General features: G+C 67.6%; 13 protein-coding genes. 7 read left to right on the forward strand and 6 right to left on the reverse strand.

Annotated elements, in window-relative coordinates; all coding sequences use genetic code 11:
• Window positions 1-197 precede the first annotated feature (197 nt).
• The 4 genes from F0U60_RS32595 to F0U60_RS32610 all read left to right on the forward strand — a co-directional run bounded on the left by F0U60_RS32595 (window position 198) and on the right by F0U60_RS32610 (window position 6,187).
• Window positions 198-1,736, forward strand: a complete 1,539-nt coding sequence (locus F0U60_RS32595) for a glucan biosynthesis protein (RefSeq protein ID WP_395805735.1) — start codon at window positions 198-200, stop codon at window positions 1,734-1,736.
• Entirely contained in the window at window positions 1,724-2,230 is a 507-nt protein-coding gene (locus F0U60_RS32600; protein WP_395805737.1) for a hypothetical protein, read from the forward strand. Before F0U60_RS32595 ends, F0U60_RS32600 begins: the two co-directional genes overlap by 13 nt.
• Before the next feature lie 15 nt (window positions 2,231-2,245).
• The gene (gene mdoH / locus F0U60_RS32605; RefSeq protein WP_395805739.1) at window positions 2,246-4,219 is read left to right on the forward strand and encodes a glucans biosynthesis glucosyltransferase MdoH; all 1,974 of its coding nucleotides are present in this window, start codon (window positions 2,246-2,248) and stop codon (window positions 4,217-4,219) included.
• A gap of 174 nt (window positions 4,220-4,393) precedes the next feature.
• The gene (locus F0U60_RS32610) at window positions 4,394-6,187 is read left to right on the forward strand and encodes an OPT/YSL family transporter (protein WP_395805741.1); all 1,794 of its coding nucleotides are present in this window, start codon (window positions 4,394-4,396) and stop codon (window positions 6,185-6,187) included.
• Here F0U60_RS32610 and F0U60_RS32615 read toward each other — a convergent pair.
• Window positions 6,168-10,046, reverse strand: a complete 3,879-nt coding sequence (locus tag F0U60_RS32615) for a serine/threonine-protein kinase PknK (RefSeq protein ID WP_395805743.1) — start codon at window positions 10,044-10,046, stop codon at window positions 6,168-6,170. The two genes, F0U60_RS32610 and F0U60_RS32615, sit on opposite strands and share 20 nt — an antisense overlap.
• A 472-nt stretch (window positions 10,047-10,518) precedes the next feature.
• On the opposite strand from F0U60_RS32615, the gene F0U60_RS32620 reads away from it, so the two are divergent.
• Together F0U60_RS32620 and F0U60_RS32625 are read left to right on the forward strand one after the other, a co-directional pair.
• Window positions 10,519-11,511 carry a hypothetical protein gene (locus tag F0U60_RS32620; RefSeq protein ID WP_395805745.1) on the forward strand — a complete coding sequence of 331 codons (993 nt, stop codon included), beginning with the start codon at window positions 10,519-10,521 and terminating at the stop codon, window positions 11,509-11,511.
• A gap of 101 nt (window positions 11,512-11,612) precedes the next feature.
• Window positions 11,613-13,043, forward strand: coding sequence for a hypothetical protein (locus tag F0U60_RS32625; protein ID WP_395805747.1), 1,431 nt, complete (start codon window positions 11,613-11,615; stop codon window positions 13,041-13,043).
• Window positions 13,044-13,090: 47 nt separating this feature from the next.
• On the opposite strand, the gene F0U60_RS32630 is transcribed toward F0U60_RS32625, so the two are convergent.
• From F0U60_RS32630 to F0U60_RS32645, 4 genes are all read right to left on the reverse strand, one after another.
• Complete coding sequence (locus tag F0U60_RS32630; RefSeq protein WP_395805749.1) at window positions 13,091-13,564, reverse strand: hypothetical protein; 474 nt, start codon at window positions 13,562-13,564, stop codon at window positions 13,091-13,093.
• A 17-nt stretch (window positions 13,565-13,581) separates the two neighbouring features.
• The gene (locus F0U60_RS32635) at window positions 13,582-14,751 is read right to left on the reverse strand and encodes a porin (protein ID WP_395805751.1); all 1,170 of its coding nucleotides are present in this window, start codon (window positions 14,749-14,751) and stop codon (window positions 13,582-13,584) included.
• An 18-nt stretch (window positions 14,752-14,769) separates the two neighbouring features.
• Entirely contained in the window at window positions 14,770-15,306 is a 537-nt protein-coding gene (locus F0U60_RS32640) for a YceI family protein (RefSeq protein ID WP_395805753.1), read from the reverse strand.
• 213 nt (window positions 15,307-15,519) lie between these two features.
• Window positions 15,520-16,830 carry an Ig-like domain-containing protein gene (locus tag F0U60_RS32645; RefSeq protein WP_395805755.1) on the reverse strand — a complete coding sequence of 437 codons (1,311 nt, stop codon included), beginning with the start codon at window positions 16,828-16,830 and terminating at the stop codon, window positions 15,520-15,522.
• 237 nt (window positions 16,831-17,067) lie between these two features.
• Between F0U60_RS32645 and F0U60_RS32650 the strand changes: the two genes are divergently transcribed.
• Window positions 17,068-19,068 (forward strand): lysyl oxidase family protein, encoded by a 2,001-nt coding sequence (locus F0U60_RS32650; RefSeq protein ID WP_395805757.1) that lies wholly within the window; start codon window positions 17,068-17,070, stop codon window positions 19,066-19,068.
• A gap of 54 nt (window positions 19,069-19,122) precedes the next feature.
• Here F0U60_RS32650 and F0U60_RS32655 read toward each other — a convergent pair whose 3' ends face one another.
• The gene (locus F0U60_RS32655) at window positions 19,123-20,580 is read right to left on the reverse strand and encodes a lectin-like protein (protein WP_395805759.1); all 1,458 of its coding nucleotides are present in this window, start codon (window positions 20,578-20,580) and stop codon (window positions 19,123-19,125) included.
• Window positions 20,581-20,592: the final 12 nt, after the last annotated feature.

Consider the following 20,592-nt stretch of genomic DNA (forward strand, 5'->3'; position numbering starts at 1 on the left):
CACACCTTGGCCAGGACCTGCCCTCGAGATGGCTGGACCGTTGGCACTTCAACCCCACGAATTCCTTTGAGTTACAATGAAACTCACTCTCACCAGGGGGGTGCCGCTCTGACGCTCCTCTGATTCCAGCGTCACCTCGGGCATTGGCACACGCGTTGCTAGCAGCCGGAACGCAACGCGTCACTGCCTGGAGGGACATGGAAGTGGAGTCGAGGACGTGGGCTGAGCGAGGAGCGCGTGTGGTGTGCGTGCTCGGGATGGTGTGGGCAGTGGTGGCGGGAGCCGCGCCGAAGGCCGCCCAGGCGCCCGCCAAGAAGAACTCCACCGTGGAGCTGGTGCGGGAGCGGGCCCGGGAGCTGGCTGGCCGCCGCTACCAGGCCCCGGTGCCAACAGTCCCAAAGGAGTACGCGAAGCTCACGTACGACCAGTACCGGGACATCCGCTTCCGCCCGGAGAAGGCGCGGTGGCGCGACGCCGGCCTGCCCTTCCAGGCACAGTTCTTCCACCCGGGGTTCTTCTACACCTCGCCCATCATCATTCACGAGGTGGACGGCGGGCGGACGGAGAAGGTGCGGTTCTCGACGGACCTCTTCAGCTATGGCCCGCTCGTGAAGCAGCTGCCGCCCTCGAAGGTGGACGGCTTCGCGGGCTTCCGGCTCTCCCACCCGCTCAACCGGCCGGACCACTTCGACGAGCTGGTGGTCTTCCTGGGCGCCAGCTACTTCCGCGCCCTGGGCCGCGGCAACGTGTACGGGCTGTCCGCGCGCGGGTTGGCCATCGACACGGCGCTCCCCGAGGGAGAGGAGTTCCCCTCGTTCCGCGAGTTCTGGCTGGAGAAGCCAGCGCCCGGTGCGGACCGCGTCGTGGTCCATGCGCTGATGGACAGCCCGAGCGTCACGGGCGCGTACCGCTTCGTCATCATCCCGGGCGAGCGCACGGTGATGGAGGTCGAGGCGACGCTCTACGCGCGCAAGGCGGTGAAGCGGCTCGGCGTGGCACCGCTCACCAGCATGTACCTCTTCGGAGAGAACGATCGCGGCACCTACGACGACTTCCGGCCCGAGGTGCATGACTCGGACGGTCTCTTTCTGTGGATGAAGAATGGGGAGCAGCTGTGGCGCCCGCTGCAGAACCCCGCCCACCTGAACGTCTCCAGCTTCCAGACGGAGGGGCTGCGCGCCTTTGGCCTGCTGCAGCGCGACCAGAGCTTCACCAACTACGAGGACCTGGAGGCGCGCTACGACAAGCGTCCTGGCGTCTGGGTCGAGCCCCTGGGCGACTGGGGCCGCGGCGTGGTGCAGCTGGTGGAGATCCCCACCGCCGAGGAGATCAACGACAACATCGTGGCCTACTGGGTGCCTGAGGCCCCCTTCGGTCCCGGAGCGGAGCTGCGCATGAGCTGGCGGCTGTCTTGGGGCAGCGTGCCGCCCGAGCGTCCCACGGTGGCCCAGACCCTTGCCACGCGCGTTGCAGCGGGCAGCACGCCGGCGGCCCGGCGCTTCGTCCTCGAGTTCTCGCGCGGTGGTCCGGAGGGCGAAGGCCCCGTGGAGGCGGTCGTCACCACCTCGAAGGGCCAGGTGCTCCGCCCCATCGCGCAACGCAACGACGTCACCGGTGGCTGGCGAGCCACCTTCGAACTGGTACCCGAGGCGGGTGCCTCCACAGAGCTTCGCTGCTTCCTGCGACGTGGATCCGAAACCCTCACCGAGACATGGAGTTACCTATGGACACCGTGAAGACGCCGACCATCCACTCCACCCTCCAGTCCGTGGTGGGGATCTCTCCGGAGACGCGCAAGGCGCTCGACACCTTCTTCCGGTCCTTCGGCTTCACCACGGACGGTGACCTCTCCCGGTTGGCGGAGTGGGTGCTCGCGGGTACGCACGGTGCGGGACCGCAGGACGCCGTGGCCCTCGCCCGAGCGCGAATGGAGGACTGGCTGGCCGGGGTGTTTGACGTCGCCCACGCGGGCGGTCGCGCGCTGCTGGCGCGGGGCCGTGCGGCCTTCGTGCTGTGCGAGGCAGCTCGCTGGGGTGCGGGTGTCCTCACGGCGGGTCCGGGCGCGTTGCCGGTGGACCTCGCGCGGGCCCTGCGTGCCGCGGTGCCCGTCCCCGCCCCGGAGGAGAACCCCACGACGATGCCGGAGCAGCAGCTGGTGCTGTGGCCACTGGGTGAGCTCCTCCGCCGCTGGTGGCGGGCGGGCGAGCCGGACATCTCTATCTCTCGCTAGGCCGTAGGAGCCCTCATGCACGCGCATTCGTTCTCGCCCGAAACCGCCGGGCTTCGGCGGGGGTGTGTCCTCGGCCTGGCCGCGCTCTCCACGGTCCTCGCGACGTGGGAGATGTTCCGGCTGTTGAGTGCCCAGGGTGTCACCGTGCCCGAATGGGTGATGGGGGGCTTCTTCACCCTGTGCTTCGCCTGGATTGCCCTGTCCTTCTGGACGGCGGTGGCGGGCTTCCTCCAGCTCGCAGTGGGCAAGCGGTTGGCCGGCCTGCGGTGGCCGGACGAGGCGGAGGCCGCGGCCCCGCTGAAGAGCCGCACCGCGGTGGTGATGCCCATCCACAACGAGGACCCCGCCTCGGTCTTCGCCAACGTGCAGGCCACCTACGAGTCCCTGGCGGCCACGGGGCGCCTGGACGCCTTCGACTTCTACGTGCTGAGCGACTCCACACGAGTGGAGGCTTGGGTGGCCGAGGAGCTGGCGTGGGCGGACCTGTGCCGCCGGGTGGGCGGACAGGGGCGCATCTTCTACCGGCGGCGCTCGGACAACCGGGGCAAGAAGGCGGGCAACCTTGCTGACTTCTGCGAGCGCTGGGGCAAGCGCTACGACTTCATGGTGGTGCTGGACGCCGACAGCATCATGTCCGGCGAGACGCTGGTGAAGATGGCGCAGCTGATGGAGCTCAACCCGCGCGCGGGCATCCTCCAGGCTCCGCCGCGGTGCGTGGGACGTGCCACGCTCTTCGCCCGGCTGCAGCAGTTCGCCGGCCGGCTGTACGGGCCGGTGGTGGCCGCGGGCGCAGCGGCCTGGCAGTTCGGCGAGTCCAACTACTGGGGCCACAACGCCATCCTGCGGGTGGCGGCCTTCACCGAGCACTGCGGGCTGCCGGTGCTGCCAGGGCAACAGCCCTTCGGGGGCCACATCCTCAGCCATGACTTCGTGGAGGCGGCGCTGATGCGGCGCGCGGGCTACACGGTGTGGCTGGTGCCGGAGCTGGACGGCAGCTACGAGCAGCCTCCCCCCCACCTGCTGGCCTACGCGCAGCGAGACCGGCGCTGGTGCCAGGGCAACCTCCAGCACCTGCGGCTGGTGGTCGCGGGCGGGCTGCACCCGGTGAGCCGGGGTCACTTCCTCATGGGGGTGATGTCCTATGTGGCCTCGCCGCTGTGGCTGCTCTTCCTGCTGGCGGGGTTGGTGGCGGCGCTGAACCCCACGTTCGACGCCGAGGGCGCGCTGGGGTTGATGGGGGTGTCCCTGGCCATGCTGCTGCTGCCCAAGGCTTTCGGGCTCGCGCTCGCGCTGGCACGGAAGGAGGAGGCGGCGCTCATGGGTGGCCGGGGACGGCTGGTGCTGAGCGTGCTCGTCGAGAGTGTGGTGTCCATGCTGCTCGCTCCGGTGATGATGCTCTTCCAGTCGCACTTCGTCTTCGGAACGCTGCTCGGGTACCGGGTGTCCTGGACGAGCCAGCAACGTGATGACGAGGATTTGCCGTGGGCGGAGGCGGTGCGGCGCCATGCGGTGCACACGCTGGTGGGAGTGGTGCTGGCGGCCGTGGCGCTCGCCCTGTCGCCGGGACTGCTCCTGTGGTTGTCGCCGGTGGTGGCGGGGCTGCTGCTATCCATCCCGATGTCCGTGTGGACGGCGCGCGCGTCGCTGGGCACCTGGGCGGCGCGTCACGGCTTGTTCCTCATCCCCGAGGAGTCGACACCGCCCACGGTGGTGGCCCGGGCCCTTGAGCTCGCGCAGCGCGAGCTGGAGCCGGTGGAGGATGGACTGGAGCGGGTGTTGACGGATCCGCGCGCGCACGCACTGCACCTGGCGCTGCTGGAGTCCCTGCCGGTCACCGGCGCAGCACCCCTCGCGCTCGCCTCTGCTCGCCGCAAGCTGCTGGAGGGACAGCGGGAGCCGCTCTCCGCACAGGAGAAGGCGGCGGTGCTGATGGACGCGGAGACGCTCGCGGAAGCAGCGCAGAGCCGCTACGCCCTCCAGGCGTCTTGAGACGAAGGGGGGCCAGTGAGCAAGGGTGCGGAAGTGTGCCGCGAACTGAGCCTCCTTCCACCTGGTTCAACATCAGACATCGAGAGGATTTGAAGGCCGGAGCGGATGGAAAAACATTCCTTGCTTGTGATGAAATTCCCGAAAGAACGGGGGTTCATTATGAGCAAGGGATGGGTGTCTCATTCCGAGGAGGCCTCAGCACCTGTCTCGGAAGTCCTCACCGCCGCACCGTCTCCCTTCACCTCCGCACTCCGAGTCAACCAAGCTGAGCTCACCACCCGCGCGCTGCTGTCGGGTGGAACCATCGGCGCGCTGCTGGCCATCACCAATGTCCACATGGGGTTGAAGACAGGCATGTGGGAGACGGGCAGCATCGTCGCCACGCTGCTGACCTTCAGTTGCATGTCGACGCTCGTGAGCCGGCGAAGCAACGCTCCCACAGCCTTGGAGACCCACCTCGCCCAGACCCTGGCTGTCTCGGTGGGGGCCCTGCCCTCCGCCGCGGGGCTACTGGGGGCGATACCCGCGCTCGCGCTCCTGGGGGTGCGACCCTCCGGCGGGTGGGTGGCGCTGTGGGGGGTGGGGTTGGGAACCCTGGGGGTGCTGATCGCCTATTTGCTGCGGCGGCGTCTGTTGGAGCACGAGCGCCTTCCCTTCCCCACCGGCATCGCCACGGCAGAGCTCATCTCCACGTTGAACACTCCCACGCCCACGCACCGAGGGCGTGCACGCGCGCTCTGGGGCACGGGTCTGGGAACCATGCTCTTCACCTGGCTGCGAGATGCGGGGGGAGTGTTCCCCTCGGTCTGGCTGCTGCCCGGACAGTGGAGGGGCATTCCCCTGGAGAAGCTGCTGCTCGGGGTGGGATGGAATCCGATGATGCTGGGCATCGGGATGATGTTGGGGGTCCAGGGTGGACTGGGCCTGCTGTTGGGCACGCTGGTGGCGTGGGGCGGGCTGGCCCCCTGGCTGGTGCATGAGGGGCGTGTGAACCAGGTCGAATTCAGAGCCCTCGTGGCGTGGCTCACCTGGCCCGGCGTGGGGCTGATGGTGGGCGCGGCCATCAGCTCGCTGGTGCCACTGGTGAGCACCCTCCCAAAGGTGCTGGGAGACGTGTGGTGGCTCGGGCGAGGGGCGGTGGGCTGGGAGGCAACGGCGGCCCAGCGGGTGGGGCGCGCGGTGCTGCCGACCGCCCTGCTCGCGCTCGTCGCGGGCGGCCTCGCCCTGGGCATGCACCCGCTCCAGCTCCTCCTGTCGCTGCTGCTCGTCCTTCCCCTGTGCCTGGTGTGCGCCCACAGCGCGGGGCAGACAGACATCCATCCCATCAGCCCGATGGGACAACTCACCCAGGTGGCTTTCGGACTCGTGTCACCAGGGCAGGCCGCGCTCAACGTCGCGGCCGGCTCAGTGGTGTCGGGAGCGGCGGCTCCCACGGGGTTGAGCCTGTGCTCACTCCAGGCCGGACGTCTCCTGGGAGCCACCCCCTCCCGCCAGCTCCTCGTCCAACTCCTCGGTCTCGTGCTGGGGGCCGCCGTCTCCCTCCCCGCCTACTCCCTCCTCGTGACGGCCCACGGGTTGGGGACTCCGGAGCTGCCCGTGCCCACGGCGCACCAGTTCAAGACCGTGGCGGAGTTCGCCTCGAAGGGGCTGGACGGGCTGCCACCGCGCGCCCTGCTGGCCCTGGGGCTGGGCTTCGGAACCGGGGTGTTGCTGTCCATGGCCACGCGAGGCCGGCTGGCGCGCCTGCTGCCCTCGGCGACGGCCATGGGCGTGGGCTTCATCCTGCCCGCGCACTACGCGGTGACCATTGCCCTGGGAGCTTTCCTGGCCGCGGGAGTCCGCCGCCGCTGGCCCACCACGAGCTCGCACGTGCAGGCGGTGGGGACGGGCGCCATCATGGGGGAGTCCCTCGTCGGCCTCCTGGTCGCGGCACTGCTCGCGCTCGGCCTCATCTCCTCCCCGGGTTGAGCACCTTCTCCCGACTGCGCCGCAGCCGCTTGCCCATGACGTTGGGAACTCGAGCGGCCCGCGCCAGGGCCTCATCGATGAGGCGCAGGGCTTCCTCGCGCTCGCCCCGCCGCCACCGGGCCAGGGCCTGCACCTCCAGCACCTCCAGGGGCTCCTGCTCGACGGAGCACGCGTCGGAGCGGCGCCTCAGCTCGTGCCACTCCTCCGCGCTGGCCTCACGGGTGGCCAGCTCCACCAGCGAGACGAGCACCTCCTCGGAAGGGCTGAACTCCGCGCCGCGCGCCTCGAGCTTGATATGGATGTCGGTGAGCAGCGAGCGCGCCTCGAAATCGCGCCCGGTGTACGCATGCAGACGGGCCTGCAGCAGCAGGGCCCATGGCCGCGGAGCCACCTCCGGATGGCGTCGCTCCAACTCGATGGCACGGGCGATGTGCGCTGCCGCCGCCTCCGGCGCCCCCGACTGGTAGAGCAGCTCGCCCATGTTGTGCTCGGCGAAGTACTCCCAACTCGCCAGGCCCAGCTCCCGGCCCAGTTGCATGAAGCGCTCTTGATCCTGCAGCGCGCCCTTCAGGTTGTTGCGCGCCACCCAGAGGTTGCGGCGATTGTTGAGGATGCTGCCCAGGTGGAGCCGATCTCCGCGCTCGGTGCAGGAGGCAATGGCCTCCTCGAGGATGCGCTCCGCCTCGTCGATGCGGCCGAGGTTGGGGAGGATGAAGCCCAGCAGCAGCTGGGCCACCACCAAAGACTCATAGCCCGCGTCGCCCAGATTTCGAGCGCGCTGGACGGTGTCCTCCAGCAGGGCACAAGCCTCCTTCCACTGACCGTTGCGGAACAGCGCGCGCCCCAGCCCCAGCAGCAATCGCACCTGGAGCAGCGGCGACTGCAGCTTCGCGGAGGAGGCCAGCTCCTGCGCCAGGGACACCCACATCTCGGCACGCATGTATTCGTTGCGCCAGTCGTAGGCCATGGCCTCGTCCAGCAACAGCTCCACCTGTCCGAAGAGATCTCCCAACCGCCGTGCCAGCTCGCGCGCCGCGGCAAAGTCAGCCAGCGAGTCCTCGGAGCGGCCCACCCGGTAGCGCATGAGGCCCCGCCCTCGAAGCACGGTGAAGCGGCGCCGCGTGTCCTCCATGTCCAGCAACTCCAACGCGCGGGAGTAGGTGGACTCGGCCTCCAGGTAGGCATGGTGCCCACGGGCAGACTCGGCCAGGTCAATGTAGAGCGCGACAGCCTCGTTGCGCAGGCCTGCAGCGGAGGCGTGCAGGGCCAAGCGAGGCAGACGCTGACGCCGGGTGGCGCCTGCCTCGCTCAGGTAATAGCGGAAGGCCGCGTGATGGATGCGCACCCGGTCCGCCTCGGGCAGCGAGCGCTCCACCGTGGCGCGCAGCAGATCGTTGCGGAAGCTGAGCCCCTCTTCATGCTCCACCAGCAGGCCCAGCTCCAGCAACCGGCGCGTGGCGTGGTGCGGATCCAGCGGGAAGTCCACCGCGCCTCCATCCGCCTCCAGCACATGCACCACCCCCTCGGCCTCGGCGGCGGTGAAGTCCGAGCCGAGCAGCGCGCACAGCCGCGCGTGCGCTGCAAGCTCGGGTGGCAGGGCACTGAGCTCGCGGTCCACCAGCCACTCCACCAGGTGCAGCTCCGGCATGCGCTCCAGCTCGTCCGTGACCAGGTACCAGCTCTCCCCGCTGGCGCGCTGGCGCACCAGCCCCTGGCGCTTGAGGCCCCGCACCAGCTCCACCAGGAAGAGGGGGATGTACTGGGCGCGCTCGGCAAGGCGCTCGAGCGCCTCGGTGGGGACGTTCTCGGCCGGGCGCAGCAGGATGCGGCACAGCTCGGTGGCACTGGCGGGAGGCAGGGGGCCCAGAGACAACACCCGATGATGGGCGGCACGAGTACCCCAGGAGGGACGGTGACGCTCGAAGCCCGGGCGGGCCAGCACGCACACCCACAGCGGGAGGCGCGACTCAGCGAGCGTGGCATACTCCAACACATTCAACGCCGTCTCTTCTGCGTAATGCACGTCATCAACAAGGATGCACAAGGGCCGTTGGCGAGCGCGCGCAACCAGCAACTCCCCGGTGGCACGCATGGCCAGCGAGCGCAGTGCGCCAGGAGCCGTGGCCCAGTGCTGCAATCGGGCGTCGCTCGGAGAGCGCCACCCCAGGGTGGCGGCCACACCAGGCCACAGCTCCATGGCCAATCGCGGCCCCAGCAGCTCGACACAGATGCCGCGCCCCTCCCCTTCGGAGCCGGAGAAGGAGGCACCGGAGGCATGGACGCCATACAGCGCCTGCTGGAGCAACAGCCGCAAGGTGCCCTCCGGATCGCCCTGCACCGGCTCACGGGCACGCCACACATACACCTGTGCCTGGGGTAGGCCTACCTGGAGCTGCTCGGCGAGTGCGGCGCACAGGTGTGTCTTTCCCTGCCCCCGGTCTCCCAAGACGGTGACGAGCGAGGGCACCCGCTCCCCCACCGCGCGGTTCGCGCTCTGCACCAGCTCCACCAGCTCGCGGTCTCGGCCGACCAACACCTCGTGCTGTTGGACGTGGGAGGCCGCATCGCTGACAGCCGATGAAGGCAAGCATTGGAAGAGTCCGTCGCGGCCTGGTATGGGTACGCACGGCTGTTCCGGGAGGGCCTCGGCCGCCGCTGCGGTGAGCAGCAACATGCGGAGCTCACCCTCAGAGGGAAAGCAATCCTTCCGGGAGAAGGCGGGGCTCAGGTAACGAGTGGCTCCGCCGGCGCGGCGATGCACCGACACCGAGACCACGTCCACCAGGGCAGTGGAGGCCAAACCCTGAGCGGATAACCCCTGTATGGCCTGGTGGGCTCGCCGCACAGGATTTTCTCCTACGTCCGGATCAAAGACTCCCACGAAGCGGGTGCCCTCCTGGAAGACGAGCTGCCCACCGAAGCCGGCGAGTGCTTTCTGGAGGGTGACAGGGTTGGAGCCCGAGCGGAAGAAGAGCCCCGCCACGGAGCGATGGGTGGGCGCGGAAGGCGTGACGCGCTCGGGAGGCGAGCGAGGTGTGGGAGGTTCAGGCGGTGGGGGGGCGTCACTGAGCAAGGATTGCTGAAGCGCCTGCCGCAGCTCCGTCGTGGTCTGGAAGCGACGGTCTCGTTCCTTGGCGAGGCAGCGGAGCACCACCTGCTCAAGCGCCACCGGCACGGGAGCCAACTCCGAGGGACGTGGCGGCCGACGGGAGACGTGGGCCTGGGTGACATCCGAGAGGGTGCCGAAAAAGGGCGGCCTCCCGGTGAGCATCTCGTAAAAGATGACGCCCAGCGCATAGAGGTCCGTGCGCACATCCAACTCCGGAGTACCCTCGCACTGCTCCGGAGCCATGTACTCGGCTGTACCCGCGACGACGCGGTGAGTCGGAGGCGTCACAGCGTAGGGGATGGGCCGCGAGGCGGGCGTTCCGAGCCGACGCGCAAGGCCGAAGTCAAAGAAGATGGCGGCGGGCGCCGCCTCATCCAGGAAGATGTTCTCCGGCTTGAGGTCGCCATGGAGGAAGCCACGGGCATGTACCGCCCCCAGCGCGTCCACCAGCGCGAGCGACCGAGGCGCGAACGCCTCCATCGGCATGGGGCCGCCCTGGTGCGCCAGCACTCGGGCCAGGGTGGGATGCGAGATGAATTGCATGACGAGGTACGGCTCGCCTCGGGCGAGTGAGCCTATCTCGTACACCTCGGGGACGAGGGGCGCGCCGATGGCCTGCAAGGCCTCAGCCTCCGTGAGGAGATGGCGCCAGGCCAGAGGCGAGTCCGGGTGGGCCACCTTGATAGCAACCTTCAGACCATCGGACTCACGCAAGGCGGCCAGGAGGGTGCCAAACCCACCGTGCGCCACCTCTTCCTTCAGGAGATAGCCAGAGAGAGTGAGCGCAGGCGGAAGCGCAGCACGCGGAGCGCCATCAGGGGAAGCTCCTAAGGGACAGTTGGCGTGGGCCCCCTCCCAACGCCGTCCGCAAGTCTCGCAACGTGGCACGCCATGAGTCTACGTCATCTGAACCGGATGTTCGTGGTCTGTCCAGCCGGTCTTCGCAATCCTTATCGAGTCCCGCGCGCGACGGGCCACTGTGCGAACACCAACGGCCTGCCGCTCAGAGGCGTTCTCCAGACAAGACCCGATAAGACTTTCAGGCGAGGAGAGCGTCCGGTAGTGGACGCAGTCCCCCCCAAGTTCTGGCCCATGACCTTTGACCTGTCGAAGCGAGGACTTTCACGTGAATCCGCAGAGAATATTTCTTTCCCGTTTATATAAGAAAGCTCATCTTCGTCTGTATAAGCCGGCTCCGCACGTGCTCGCAGGGGGTAAAGAGATGAGAACTCATCTGGTTGAGGTGTCTGTTGCGTCCCACCAAGGAAGGGCAAGAGGCCTCCCGAGCTCGTTCCTGCTGGCGGGACTTGCGACCTTCTCCCTGGGTTGTGCCACGGGGCTCCCCGAAAGCGAGAAGGTGCTAACAGGCACCACGGCAGGCCCGCTCGCCGCCGCGAACGGAATGACTGCCAACGGGCTGGCCACCAATGGGCTGGCCACCAACGGGCTGGCCACCAACGGGCTGGCCACCAACGGGCTGGCCACCAACGGGCTGACCTCCGCCAGCTTTAGCACCTGGTTCAACTCGAACCCGGCGGGGTACTCGGACATGGTGATGAAATATGTGGTGGCGTGCGCCTACGGCGAGGGTCAGTCTCTCTCCTACTCAAACGGCGTCACGACCTTCATTTGGTACGGAAGGCTGGGGCTCGCGCCCGGCTGGGCCAGCGGCAATCCCGCCACGGAGAGCGAGCAACAACTCATCAGCGCCTGCCTCGCTGTGCACGTGAACAAGTTCGGAGCCCACGTCGACATCTCCGTCCGCGGGCAGAACGCACTTAGCAACTCCATCCCCGTCACCACCACGGAGTCCAGCACCTTCTCGGAGCGAGAGGCCGCCTTCTTCGGCAACCTCTTCACGGGCGAGGGCATCTACGCGTGCAACGACCGTGGCTCCCTGACCCCTTCGGAGAGCAGCCTCCGGGCCTGCGGTCTTTCCTCGCAGTACACCGGGACGAGCATCGAATGCCCCCCCATTCAACACACCGGACAGTGCTCCACCCTCTGCACCTTCGACAAGCTCAAGGGCTACTACACGAGCTGTACGTTGAACAGGAAGTCCTTCCTGGCCCTCACCACCCGCCTCAAGCCCTCGGACATCTACAAGTGCGGGGATGGCACCTGCCAGCTCTCCGAGTCCTGCGACAGCACCAAGACCCAGACGGGCACCGCCTATAACAACTGCAATGCCGACTGCGGCGTCTGCGGCTTGTGACGGGGTGGCGTGCTCCGAGCGAGAAGGACAAGCGGGTCCGGAGTCCGTGTTAGGCTCCAGGGATCGTGACCGCGACCCCCCACTCATCTCGAAAGCTCAGATTGGCCGCGCGAACACCCCCCATCGGGGCACTGCTCGCACTGTTGCTCGTGGCCCTGCTCGCGAACAGCCCCGCCTGGGCTGCGCGCAACACACGCCAGTCCAGCCGGCGAACCACCACCCGTAGCACCGCGCCGGTCGCGGTGGCGCTGCTGCCCTTCAGCGGGCCTGGTGCGGAGGCCCAGCGCAAGCAGGTGCGTGCCGCGTTGCAGAAGCGCAAGAAGGAAGTGCTCATCTTGCCGGCCGCCGTGGTGGATGCCGCGGTGGCGAGCGCCGGGGCACCCCAGTCGGAGAAGCAGCGCCAGGAGCTCGCGCGACGGCTGAATGCCACCGCGCTGGTCTCGGGCCAGGTGAGCGCAGACCGCAAGCAACTGGTGCTGGAGGTTGCGAGCGCTGACACCGGGAAGGTGCTCACCACAAGTACCCTCCGGCTGCGCTCGGCCAGCATGACGCAGCGCGCTGTCTGGCCCCAGTTGTCCAAGGCCCTCCTCAGCGCCCGTCCCCCCTCGGCTTTGCCCGAGAGTCCGCCTCCCACCAAGAGCCCGGCCAGCGATCCCCCCGACGAGCCCTCCTCGACTCCACCACCTCCTCCCGCCGTGGCGAGCCGTCCCCCCGAGCCGTCTCCGCCGCCCAAGAAGGCGGAGCCCAAGGCCAGCCCTCCCACCCAGGCTCCCCCCACCAGCACGGAGGCCACGGCTCCCACGAAGAGCACGAGCGCGAAGCCGGTGGCGCTCGAAGTGGTGCTCAGCGGCGGCACGCAGGGGCGACGGTTGGGCTACACCGGCGAGCAGGCCGGCACCCTCCTCGGCTATGAGCTGCTGGCCGCCCCGAGCGGCCGGGTCTCGGCCTCCTTCTTCCCCGGCGCGCTCTTGAGCCGTGGCGTGCTCGCCCACCTGGGCCTGCACGTGGAGGGAACGGGGACGCGGGCCCTGTCCACCACGCCCAGGGGAGCGCTCTTCTCCGCCTCGGCCCATGGCCTCGCCGCCGGACTCGTGGGACGCATGCCCCTGGGCGCCAGCGAGCTGCTGCTCAAGGTCGACTACGGCCAGCAGACCTTCGCCTTCCACACCTACGGCACCGCGAACCTCGAGGGGCTGCCCAACCTGGACTACCAATACGTGCGTGGCGGGCTCGGGGGGCGCCTGCAGGCCACCGAGCGCATCGCGGTGCTGCTCGACGCGGCCTGGCTCGGGGTGCTGCGTACGGGCGAGATGGGTGGCCCCGACTACTTCCCCCGCTCTTCCTCCAACGGCCTCGAGGGCTCGCTCACCTTGGGGTTTGGACTCAACTCGACCCTGGAGCTGCGGCTGGGAGGCGAGTACCGACGCTACCTCCACACACTCAACACCCAGCCTGAGGACTTGCGCGTGGCCGGCGGAGCGGTGGACGAGTACTTCACGGTACAACTGGGGCTCGCGACGCGCGTGCGCTGACCCCCGGCGCCAGGCCTCTCCTGGCCTGGCGCCTTCCCTCGAACCTGCTAACGACGGCGCGAGGCGCGACGCCGTGCATTCAAGAGCAGGAGCCCGCCAAGCAACAGCCCAACGGGTGCCCCTGGCGCGGCGCCGCAGCCGTACGTGACATCGGGCAGCACGTCCACGGGTTCACCACTGTCGCCAACGTTGGGGTCTCGGCCAGCCACCAGCTCATCGGTGTCCGGCGTGCCGTCCCCATCGCTGTCCACACGCTCGCTGAGCAGTGCACTCAGGGCCGTGCGCAAGGACCCCTCGTTCGCGGCCACGAGGCCCCGGGTGCGCAGCGATTGACCAAAGGGCGTGGTCACCGTTCCGAAACCAACGTTGCCCCCCTGGTGACAGGCGTTGCAGCCCGGCTCGGTGGCCAGGTTCAGCTCGGTGCGGATGACGCCTGGATAGGCGGGAGAGGCCCACGCAGCGGCGGAGCCGAGGAGCGTGAGGCCGACGGAGACGGTACGAATCAAGGAATGGACGGACATGGGGATTCCGGAGGCGATCAAATCAAGAGGTGCAGCTGAGCGATGACCGAGAGGACGTCAGTGGTACTCCCGCTCCCGGAGTCCAACCGCCGCGCCGTGCCATCCACCCGCAGCTCCACTTGCGGCAGGAAGATGAAGGCCGCGCCCAAGCCAGCGCCCACGTTCACCCCCGTCCCGCCCACCGGCCTCAACGCTTCTCCCGTCACCAACAGATGCAGACCCTGAATCGGCTCCACGTCTGCCTGGAGCAGGCCGGTGTAGCCGACTCCCATCTGCTGGTCCCGCGAGGAATTCACGAGCATGTCTGCCTCGGCCATCAGCACCAGCGGCTTCGTCACGGCCCAACGGGCGAAGACACCGTGGGCCTGGCGCCAGAACAGCGGCTGGCGGCTCTCCACGTCATAGCTGGCGCGGGTCACCAGGCTGCTCACGCCCACGGCGAGGTCCGACCTCGGGGCCACCTCGAAGAAGCCCGAGTAGCCCAGCTCCCGGTAGATGTCGGGATGGATCACGAAGTTGCCGGCGATGCCCATCAGCTCGCCACGCATTCCCTCGCCATTGTAGGCAACGGCCACGCCGTACTGCTGCTGGTCGTTGGAGTCGGTGCGCGTACGCTCACGAACCCACGAGGTGTGCTCCACGTTGCGCAGACCGAAGGGGAGGTTCATCCGGCCGGCACGCACCGTCAACGTCTGCGCCTCGTTGTCCCAGCCGAGCCAGTGCTCGCGGGACACCAGGTTGTTCGTCTCGGTGGAGGTCAGGGCGGCGGCACGGGCGCGGCGGATGGCGAATCCCAGGCTGCCATTGGCGCGGAACTGGCCAAGGGTCGCCTGGGCGCGCACGTCGCTCGTCATCTGCACGGGCCGCACGTTGGTCGTTTCGGAGGCCCGGTTGACGAGCGCTCCGCCACGGAAAGAGAGTCCCAGGTTCAGCCACTCGGGCAGCGTCACCGCACCGAAGAGGAAGCCGGTGCTGGGACTGACCTCCTCCTTCGTCTTGCCGTACGAGGCCGCGAGAAGCAGCTCGGACTGGGCACGTCCGTAGGCGGTGAGTAGACCGCCTCCGGAGGGATCGGTGTGGCACGAGGCGCAACTGGAGTAACCGTGGCGGATCATCCACGGGTAGGCCTGCGCACCGAGTGGTGCGAAGAGCCCGAGCAGGACGAAGAGGAGAAGAGCCGAGCGCATTCGAGCAGCCTGGATTGCTTAGGTTTTCTTGAAGGAGAAGGAGACGGTCGTCTCGATGTCCGGCTTGACCGTCACGCCCATGTAGTTGGGGATGTTGATGTCGTAGTCCTTGAGGTTGAGGGGCACCTTTCCACTCGCCTCGTAGACCTCCCCGTTGCGCTTGACCGTGTAGGTGACGGGCACCTCCTTGGTCTTGCCGTGAATCGTCATCTTGCCGTTCGTCGTCTGAGTCACCGTCTGCCCGTTCTCCGGCAGCTTGATGGCGGTCCAGAGCACCTCCAGCACCGCCTCCGGGTACTTGGACACCTCGAGATACTTTTCCTGCATATGACGATCACGCAGATCGATGCCCGTCTTGAGCGTCGAGAGTGGCACGGAGAAGACCACCTTATCGCCCTGGTCCTTCACGACGATCTCGTTGGTCTTCCCCTCGAGCTTGAACCCGGCGGGACCCTTCCCGGAGAACGCCGCGGTCGCCTCACCGCTACGCTCCACACCGGCGAGCGCGGGAGCCGCGAGCAGCATCGCCGCCAGCAAGGTGTGCTTGAGATTCATTGATGAACTCCTGGAGAGCAGTTGAACAACGTTCGGAAGGTTACATATCACCTCCGAAGCCCCTCTGCGACAGAGACACCACGCCCGTAATTTGGAGAAACACGGAGCGAAGGAAACAGCGGCGCAGGTCACGCGCTAGCGCACCACCTCGTCGAGCACCCGTCTGTCGAGGTGGGCTACATCGCCCCACTGGACATCCTTGAAGTGTCGGACTCAGTTGTTGAGAGCGCCGGCGAGGATCCAGGAGCGGATGCGGGTGAGCTCACCCGGATGCGTGTCGAAGTAGTCCGGATTGAACTGCGGCATCCTGCGGCCACAATCCTGGCCGCTGAGCCGCAGCACCAGCAGGGAGTTGTCGGGCTGGCCCGGTCGCACACGCAGGAGAGGGCTACAGGAGCCGACTCCACTCGTGTTGACGAGAGAGGCGTAGGAGCTGCCCTCTTGCAGGGAGAAGCCCTCGGGCGTTCCACCCGCATCATTGTGGCAGTCCCGACACGTCGTGTTCCAGATGGGCTGGATGTCACGGGCATACGACGGGACGTCCACCTGCACAACCCCCGAACGCGTCACGGAAGTCGTCCCATCGGACACCGTGACCTGGAACGAGTAGGTCGTGGCCACGGCGATATCGGAAGAGCGCCACTGCGCATCAGCGGCTGGCGAGTCCAGGAAGATCCCCTGCCCCGCCGGAATCGTGGTCCAGGAGTAGGTGAGCGGATCTCCGTCCGGATCGCTGGCCCCGATGGAGAGGCTGACGGTGTCGCCCGCGAGCACCGGCGTGGTGGGGAGAACGAGGGTGTCATCCACGATGGGCGCCTGGTTGAGCTCCGGGACGTTCGCCACCGACACCGTCACCGTGCCCTGGGCCGAGCCGCCCTTTCCATCGGAGACGGTCACCTTCAAGGTGAAGGTCGCGTTGCGCGAGAGGAAAGGCGCCGTCCACGAGCGCGTCGCCCCAGTCTCGACACCAAAAGTACCCGCCGGTGAAAACGGGGTCTGGGTCCAGACGTAGGTGAGCGGATCTCCATCCGGGTCGGAGGCGCTCACCGTGAGGGTGGTGCTCGCGCCCTCGTCGAGCGAAGACACCGTGGCAGTCACCTCCTTGAGGATGGGGATGCGATTGGGTGGCGCGACGGTGAAGGAGATCGGCTCCGAAGAGGTCGTGTTGCCCGCGGCATCGTAGGCCTTGGCGATGAGCTGGTGCTCTCCCTCGGAGGCCGTGGAGGAATCCCAGGAGCAGGAGAACGTCGCACCGGAGCTCTTCGCCGCGCCATCTGAGCAAACGAGCGAGCCGGAGACATGGAACTCCATCCTGGCCACCGTTCCAGAGTCGTCTCCGGCAGTGGCCTGCAGCGTGCGCCGGCCGGAGACGGTCTCTCCAACCGCCACACCGCCCGTTACCCGGACGTTCTCCGGAGCAGTGGTGTCCTTGGCATCACCTCCAAGACCGCAGCCCACGCTCATGAGCATGACCGCATGAAGCAATGTTCTCGGAGCCCGTCGGGTCCACGGATACGCGTGCATGATCCTCCTCACCGCCAGGAACCCCTCCTGGGCACCCAGAGCATTCGGCCATCGTACGCCGACTCGGCGCGAAGCTCCCCGCAATGAGGGGGGCAGTCCCCTATCTCGATTCCTCGGAAGCCGAGGGCTGACGATGAGAAAGTAGCGCCCACCCTCCGATACGGGGCGCGCCCACCTCCGTTTACGATGGGCGCGCATCCATTCGTGTGCGCGAAAATGAACGAAAGGCTTCTCCTCATGAAGTTGAGTCGGTTGTTCGTCTCCGCCGTGTTTTCACTGCAGGTGGCGGGCTGCCACACGCCCACTCCACCCCCTGAGGCGCTACCTCCCGAGGCTCCGCCCCCTGAAGCGCCTCCCCCGGAGGCGCCTCCTCCCGAGGAGCAGGGACCCTTCCTGTCCGACACCCCGCTCTGGACATTGGAAGCACCCGAGTCACTCCGGCAGTCGTGCTTTGGCAGCTCCATCGCGCTCGGAGATGTGAACGGAGATGGGAAGCAGGATCTGGTGGTCGCGGCGCCTCCGTGCACGGGAATGAGGGGCAAGGGTCACCTGGCCCTCTACGCCGGCGATGGTTCGTCCTTCTCCACCCAGCCCGTCATCGCCGAGCTGGACTGGCAGAACCCCAACCCCTCCGCGAGCGGACGCAAGAGCGAGGTGTCCATTGGCGACGTGAATGGGGACCGCTTCGCCGACATCCTCGTCCGGGCCCAGTCCGCGGGAACGCTCGTCTTCACGGGCCGAGAGGACCTCGGGGCGGTACTCCAGGCGCCTCTGTTCCGCGTGCCCTTCCAGGGCGCCCACTACGCGGCCTTGTTCAGCGACCTGGATGGAAACGGGCGCGATGAGCTCGTCGTCATCCAGGGGGCGGAGCTGAGTCTGGAGATCTATCGCGCCACCCCGGAGGGAGCGGAGCCCTTCACCCGGGTACGGCGCTTCGAGGATTACACGCTGCGGGTATCCCCAGTGGGAGACCGCAACGGAGACGGAGCGGAGGACCTGTTGGTCGTGGCCGGACTCGACTCACGCATCTACCTCGGGTGCAAGCAGGAGGAGCCCGGAGTCTGCGAGGGAGGCCTGTCCGTTTCGCCCGCCTGGCAGGTCGACCCAGAAGTGCTGGGGTTCTTCCCGGATCAGAATGGGGATGGGCATCCGGAAATGCTCCTCGGAGAGTGGGGCCGGACGCGGGTCTATCTCTCCGAAGCAGACGGCGGCATTTCCCAGGAGCCGATCTGGAGCCTCATGGGAGATCCGGCATTCACCGGCTTCGGTGCCCCGGCGTTCTTCGTGGGAGATCTGAACAAGGACGGACAGCAGACGGAGTTCCTGATGGGGGCACAGGGACGCCTGTACGCGTTCTTCCCCAAGCAGGGGATCTCCGCCGAGCTTCGCCCGGACTGGGCCTGGCCGAAGAGCAACAAGGTGGAGCCGGGCTTCGACGGGTACGTGCGCTACGCGCCCGTGGGCGCTGGGGATCTCAACGGGGACGGCTACGCCGACATCATCGCCGGTCTGGCCCCGCCGTATGATCAGCTGACCCCGGGAACGGCGCAGCGTCCAGGACGGGTGGTGGCGTTCGGTGGAGGGAAGATCCCCTCCGGGGCGCCCACGCCCATCCTGAAGGAGGCCTCGTCATGTGGGCTGGCGCGTGAGGGCGGCAAGCCGGACGTGACGGTGGACTCGGACGTCATCTCGCGCACGATGTACGTCGACCGGCGTCACTTCTCGGAGACAGCCTGCGAGGTGACGGAGCGATGCGTGGGCGCGCCGGGGGACCGGCGCCTGCTGCGCTTCGGCGTCTCCATCCAGAACATGGGCTCGGCCGCGGTGAACATTCCGTCTCCCGAGGATCGGCCGGACCTCTACGAGTTCGATGCGTGCCACCTGCATGATCACCTCATCGGGTTCGCCAGCTATGAGCTGCTCGATGCCAGGAGCACGGTGATGGCGGTGGGCCGCAAGCAGGGTTTCTTCCTGTTGGACTACGCGCCCTACTGCGGGGACTCGGGGCCCCCGCATCTCAATGAGGACAACTCGCAGGGCATCTCGCCGGGCTGGGCGGACGTGTATGCGGCGGACTACCCGTGCCAGTGGCTGGACATCACGGACGTGCCGGACGGCACCTACACACTGCGCGTCGGCGTGGACAAGAACAACCTCATCGACGAGCAGGACGTCCTGCCGAACTCGGTGGACGTGAAGGTGAAGCTCTCCGGCAACGCCGTGGAGGTCCTCCCGTAGTGGCCCCTGAGGCCGGCGTGCACGCAGCTTGGGCGCTTGCACGCCGGCTTCGCTTCATGGGCTCTCCCAGCGCCCCTCCACGCGGCCATCCGTGAAGTGGAGCCACACATCCTCCCGTCCGCCAACGAGTTCCCGCAGCTTGCGGTTGTGGAAGCCATTGAGCGGAACACCGAACCTGTAGCCCGCCGGGCAGGACGCGGCACCGCCGGACCACGGCCCTGTGTTGGCTGACAGCACCCAGAAGTCGCCCGGGCAGGAGGAGGGATCGCACGTGGCGCCCGCCTTCACGCAGGCATAGCGCTTTGACTTCGAGCAGAGGTCATCGTTCCAGCGCCCGTTGCTCCACATCGCGGCGCAGTCCTCGTCGCCCGCGTTGTTGGGCTCGCCCTCATCGAAGCTCCAGATGGCGCCCTTCAGGCTGCGGGCGAAGTAGGACTCACCTCCCGGGGAATAGCTGGGGTCAGCCTCGGCCTGATCCATGGCGACGCTGAAGCCACACGCCATGACGGCCGCGACGTCGATGCGATCACTCAGGCCCGAGCCCCCGTAACAATTCTCGAAGTGGTCGCAGATCTGCCGCTCCTCGAATTGGGTGAACCGATGGGGCAGCGGCTGTGGGAGCTGCGACGCGTCCCGGATATCCTTCGAGCCACAGCGCGCGGCGTCGAACTGGGGCGCGAAGTTGGCGGCCCACGCGGGGTACTGCACGGACAGGGTGTCCAGGCTGCCCGAGCCGAAGAACCAATCTCGGAGGTTGCCGTCGGCACCGAGGTCGATGTTGTAGGCCGACCGGTCCTTGACCGCGATGACGATGCGCCGACCCAACTGGACGAGCTCGCGCGGCGTAGGCCACCGGTTCGGGAAGAGGAGCTGCTTGTCACTCGGCCGGAAGATGAGATCTCCCGAGGTGAGCGAGGAGCTCACCCCCGGCCGATAGTCCTTGTCGAAGCGGTAGCGGAGCTCGTTGAAGAACTGTCGCTTGTAGGCCTCTCCCTCGTTGAAATAGTCCTCGAGCAGGATGAGGAGCACGTCCTCCTGATGCTCCGGCGCGTTGATCCACCCGGCGATCTCATCCTCGAGGGCGACGCTCCACTGACCGAAGGGCTCGCCCTCGTGGCTGAAGCAGACGTTCCAGCCAAACTGGCAGTCGCCGGTGGAGTTGCTATTGGCATCATCATAGACATCCAGCATCAGGGTCCGGATGCCCATGTCCAGCTGCGCGGCGAGGCTCCGATGCTGGTTGGAGCGGAGGTAGTAACACAGGCCCGCGCCACACTTCGTGTAGACCGTGCTGACGTGGGAGTTGTGAGTCCCCAGCCGCTGCCAGCGATCGAGCGGAACATCCCGCTGGAGGTCGCGCTGCTGGATGACGGCGGCCTTCGCGGCCCACGTCTCCCGCAGTTCAATCTCCTGGCGCTGGGCACCGAGCGCTTCTGGCTCGGGAACAGCAGGCTCCTCCGCGCATGCGAGGAACAGCAGGGACAGGAGACCGGGAATGCTCCGAAGCGACACGGGAACCTCCTT

The sequence above is a fragment of the Archangium minus genome (assembly GCF_044360475.1).
Taxonomy (GTDB): Bacteria; Myxococcota; Myxococcia; order Myxococcales; family Myxococcaceae; genus Archangium; species Archangium minus.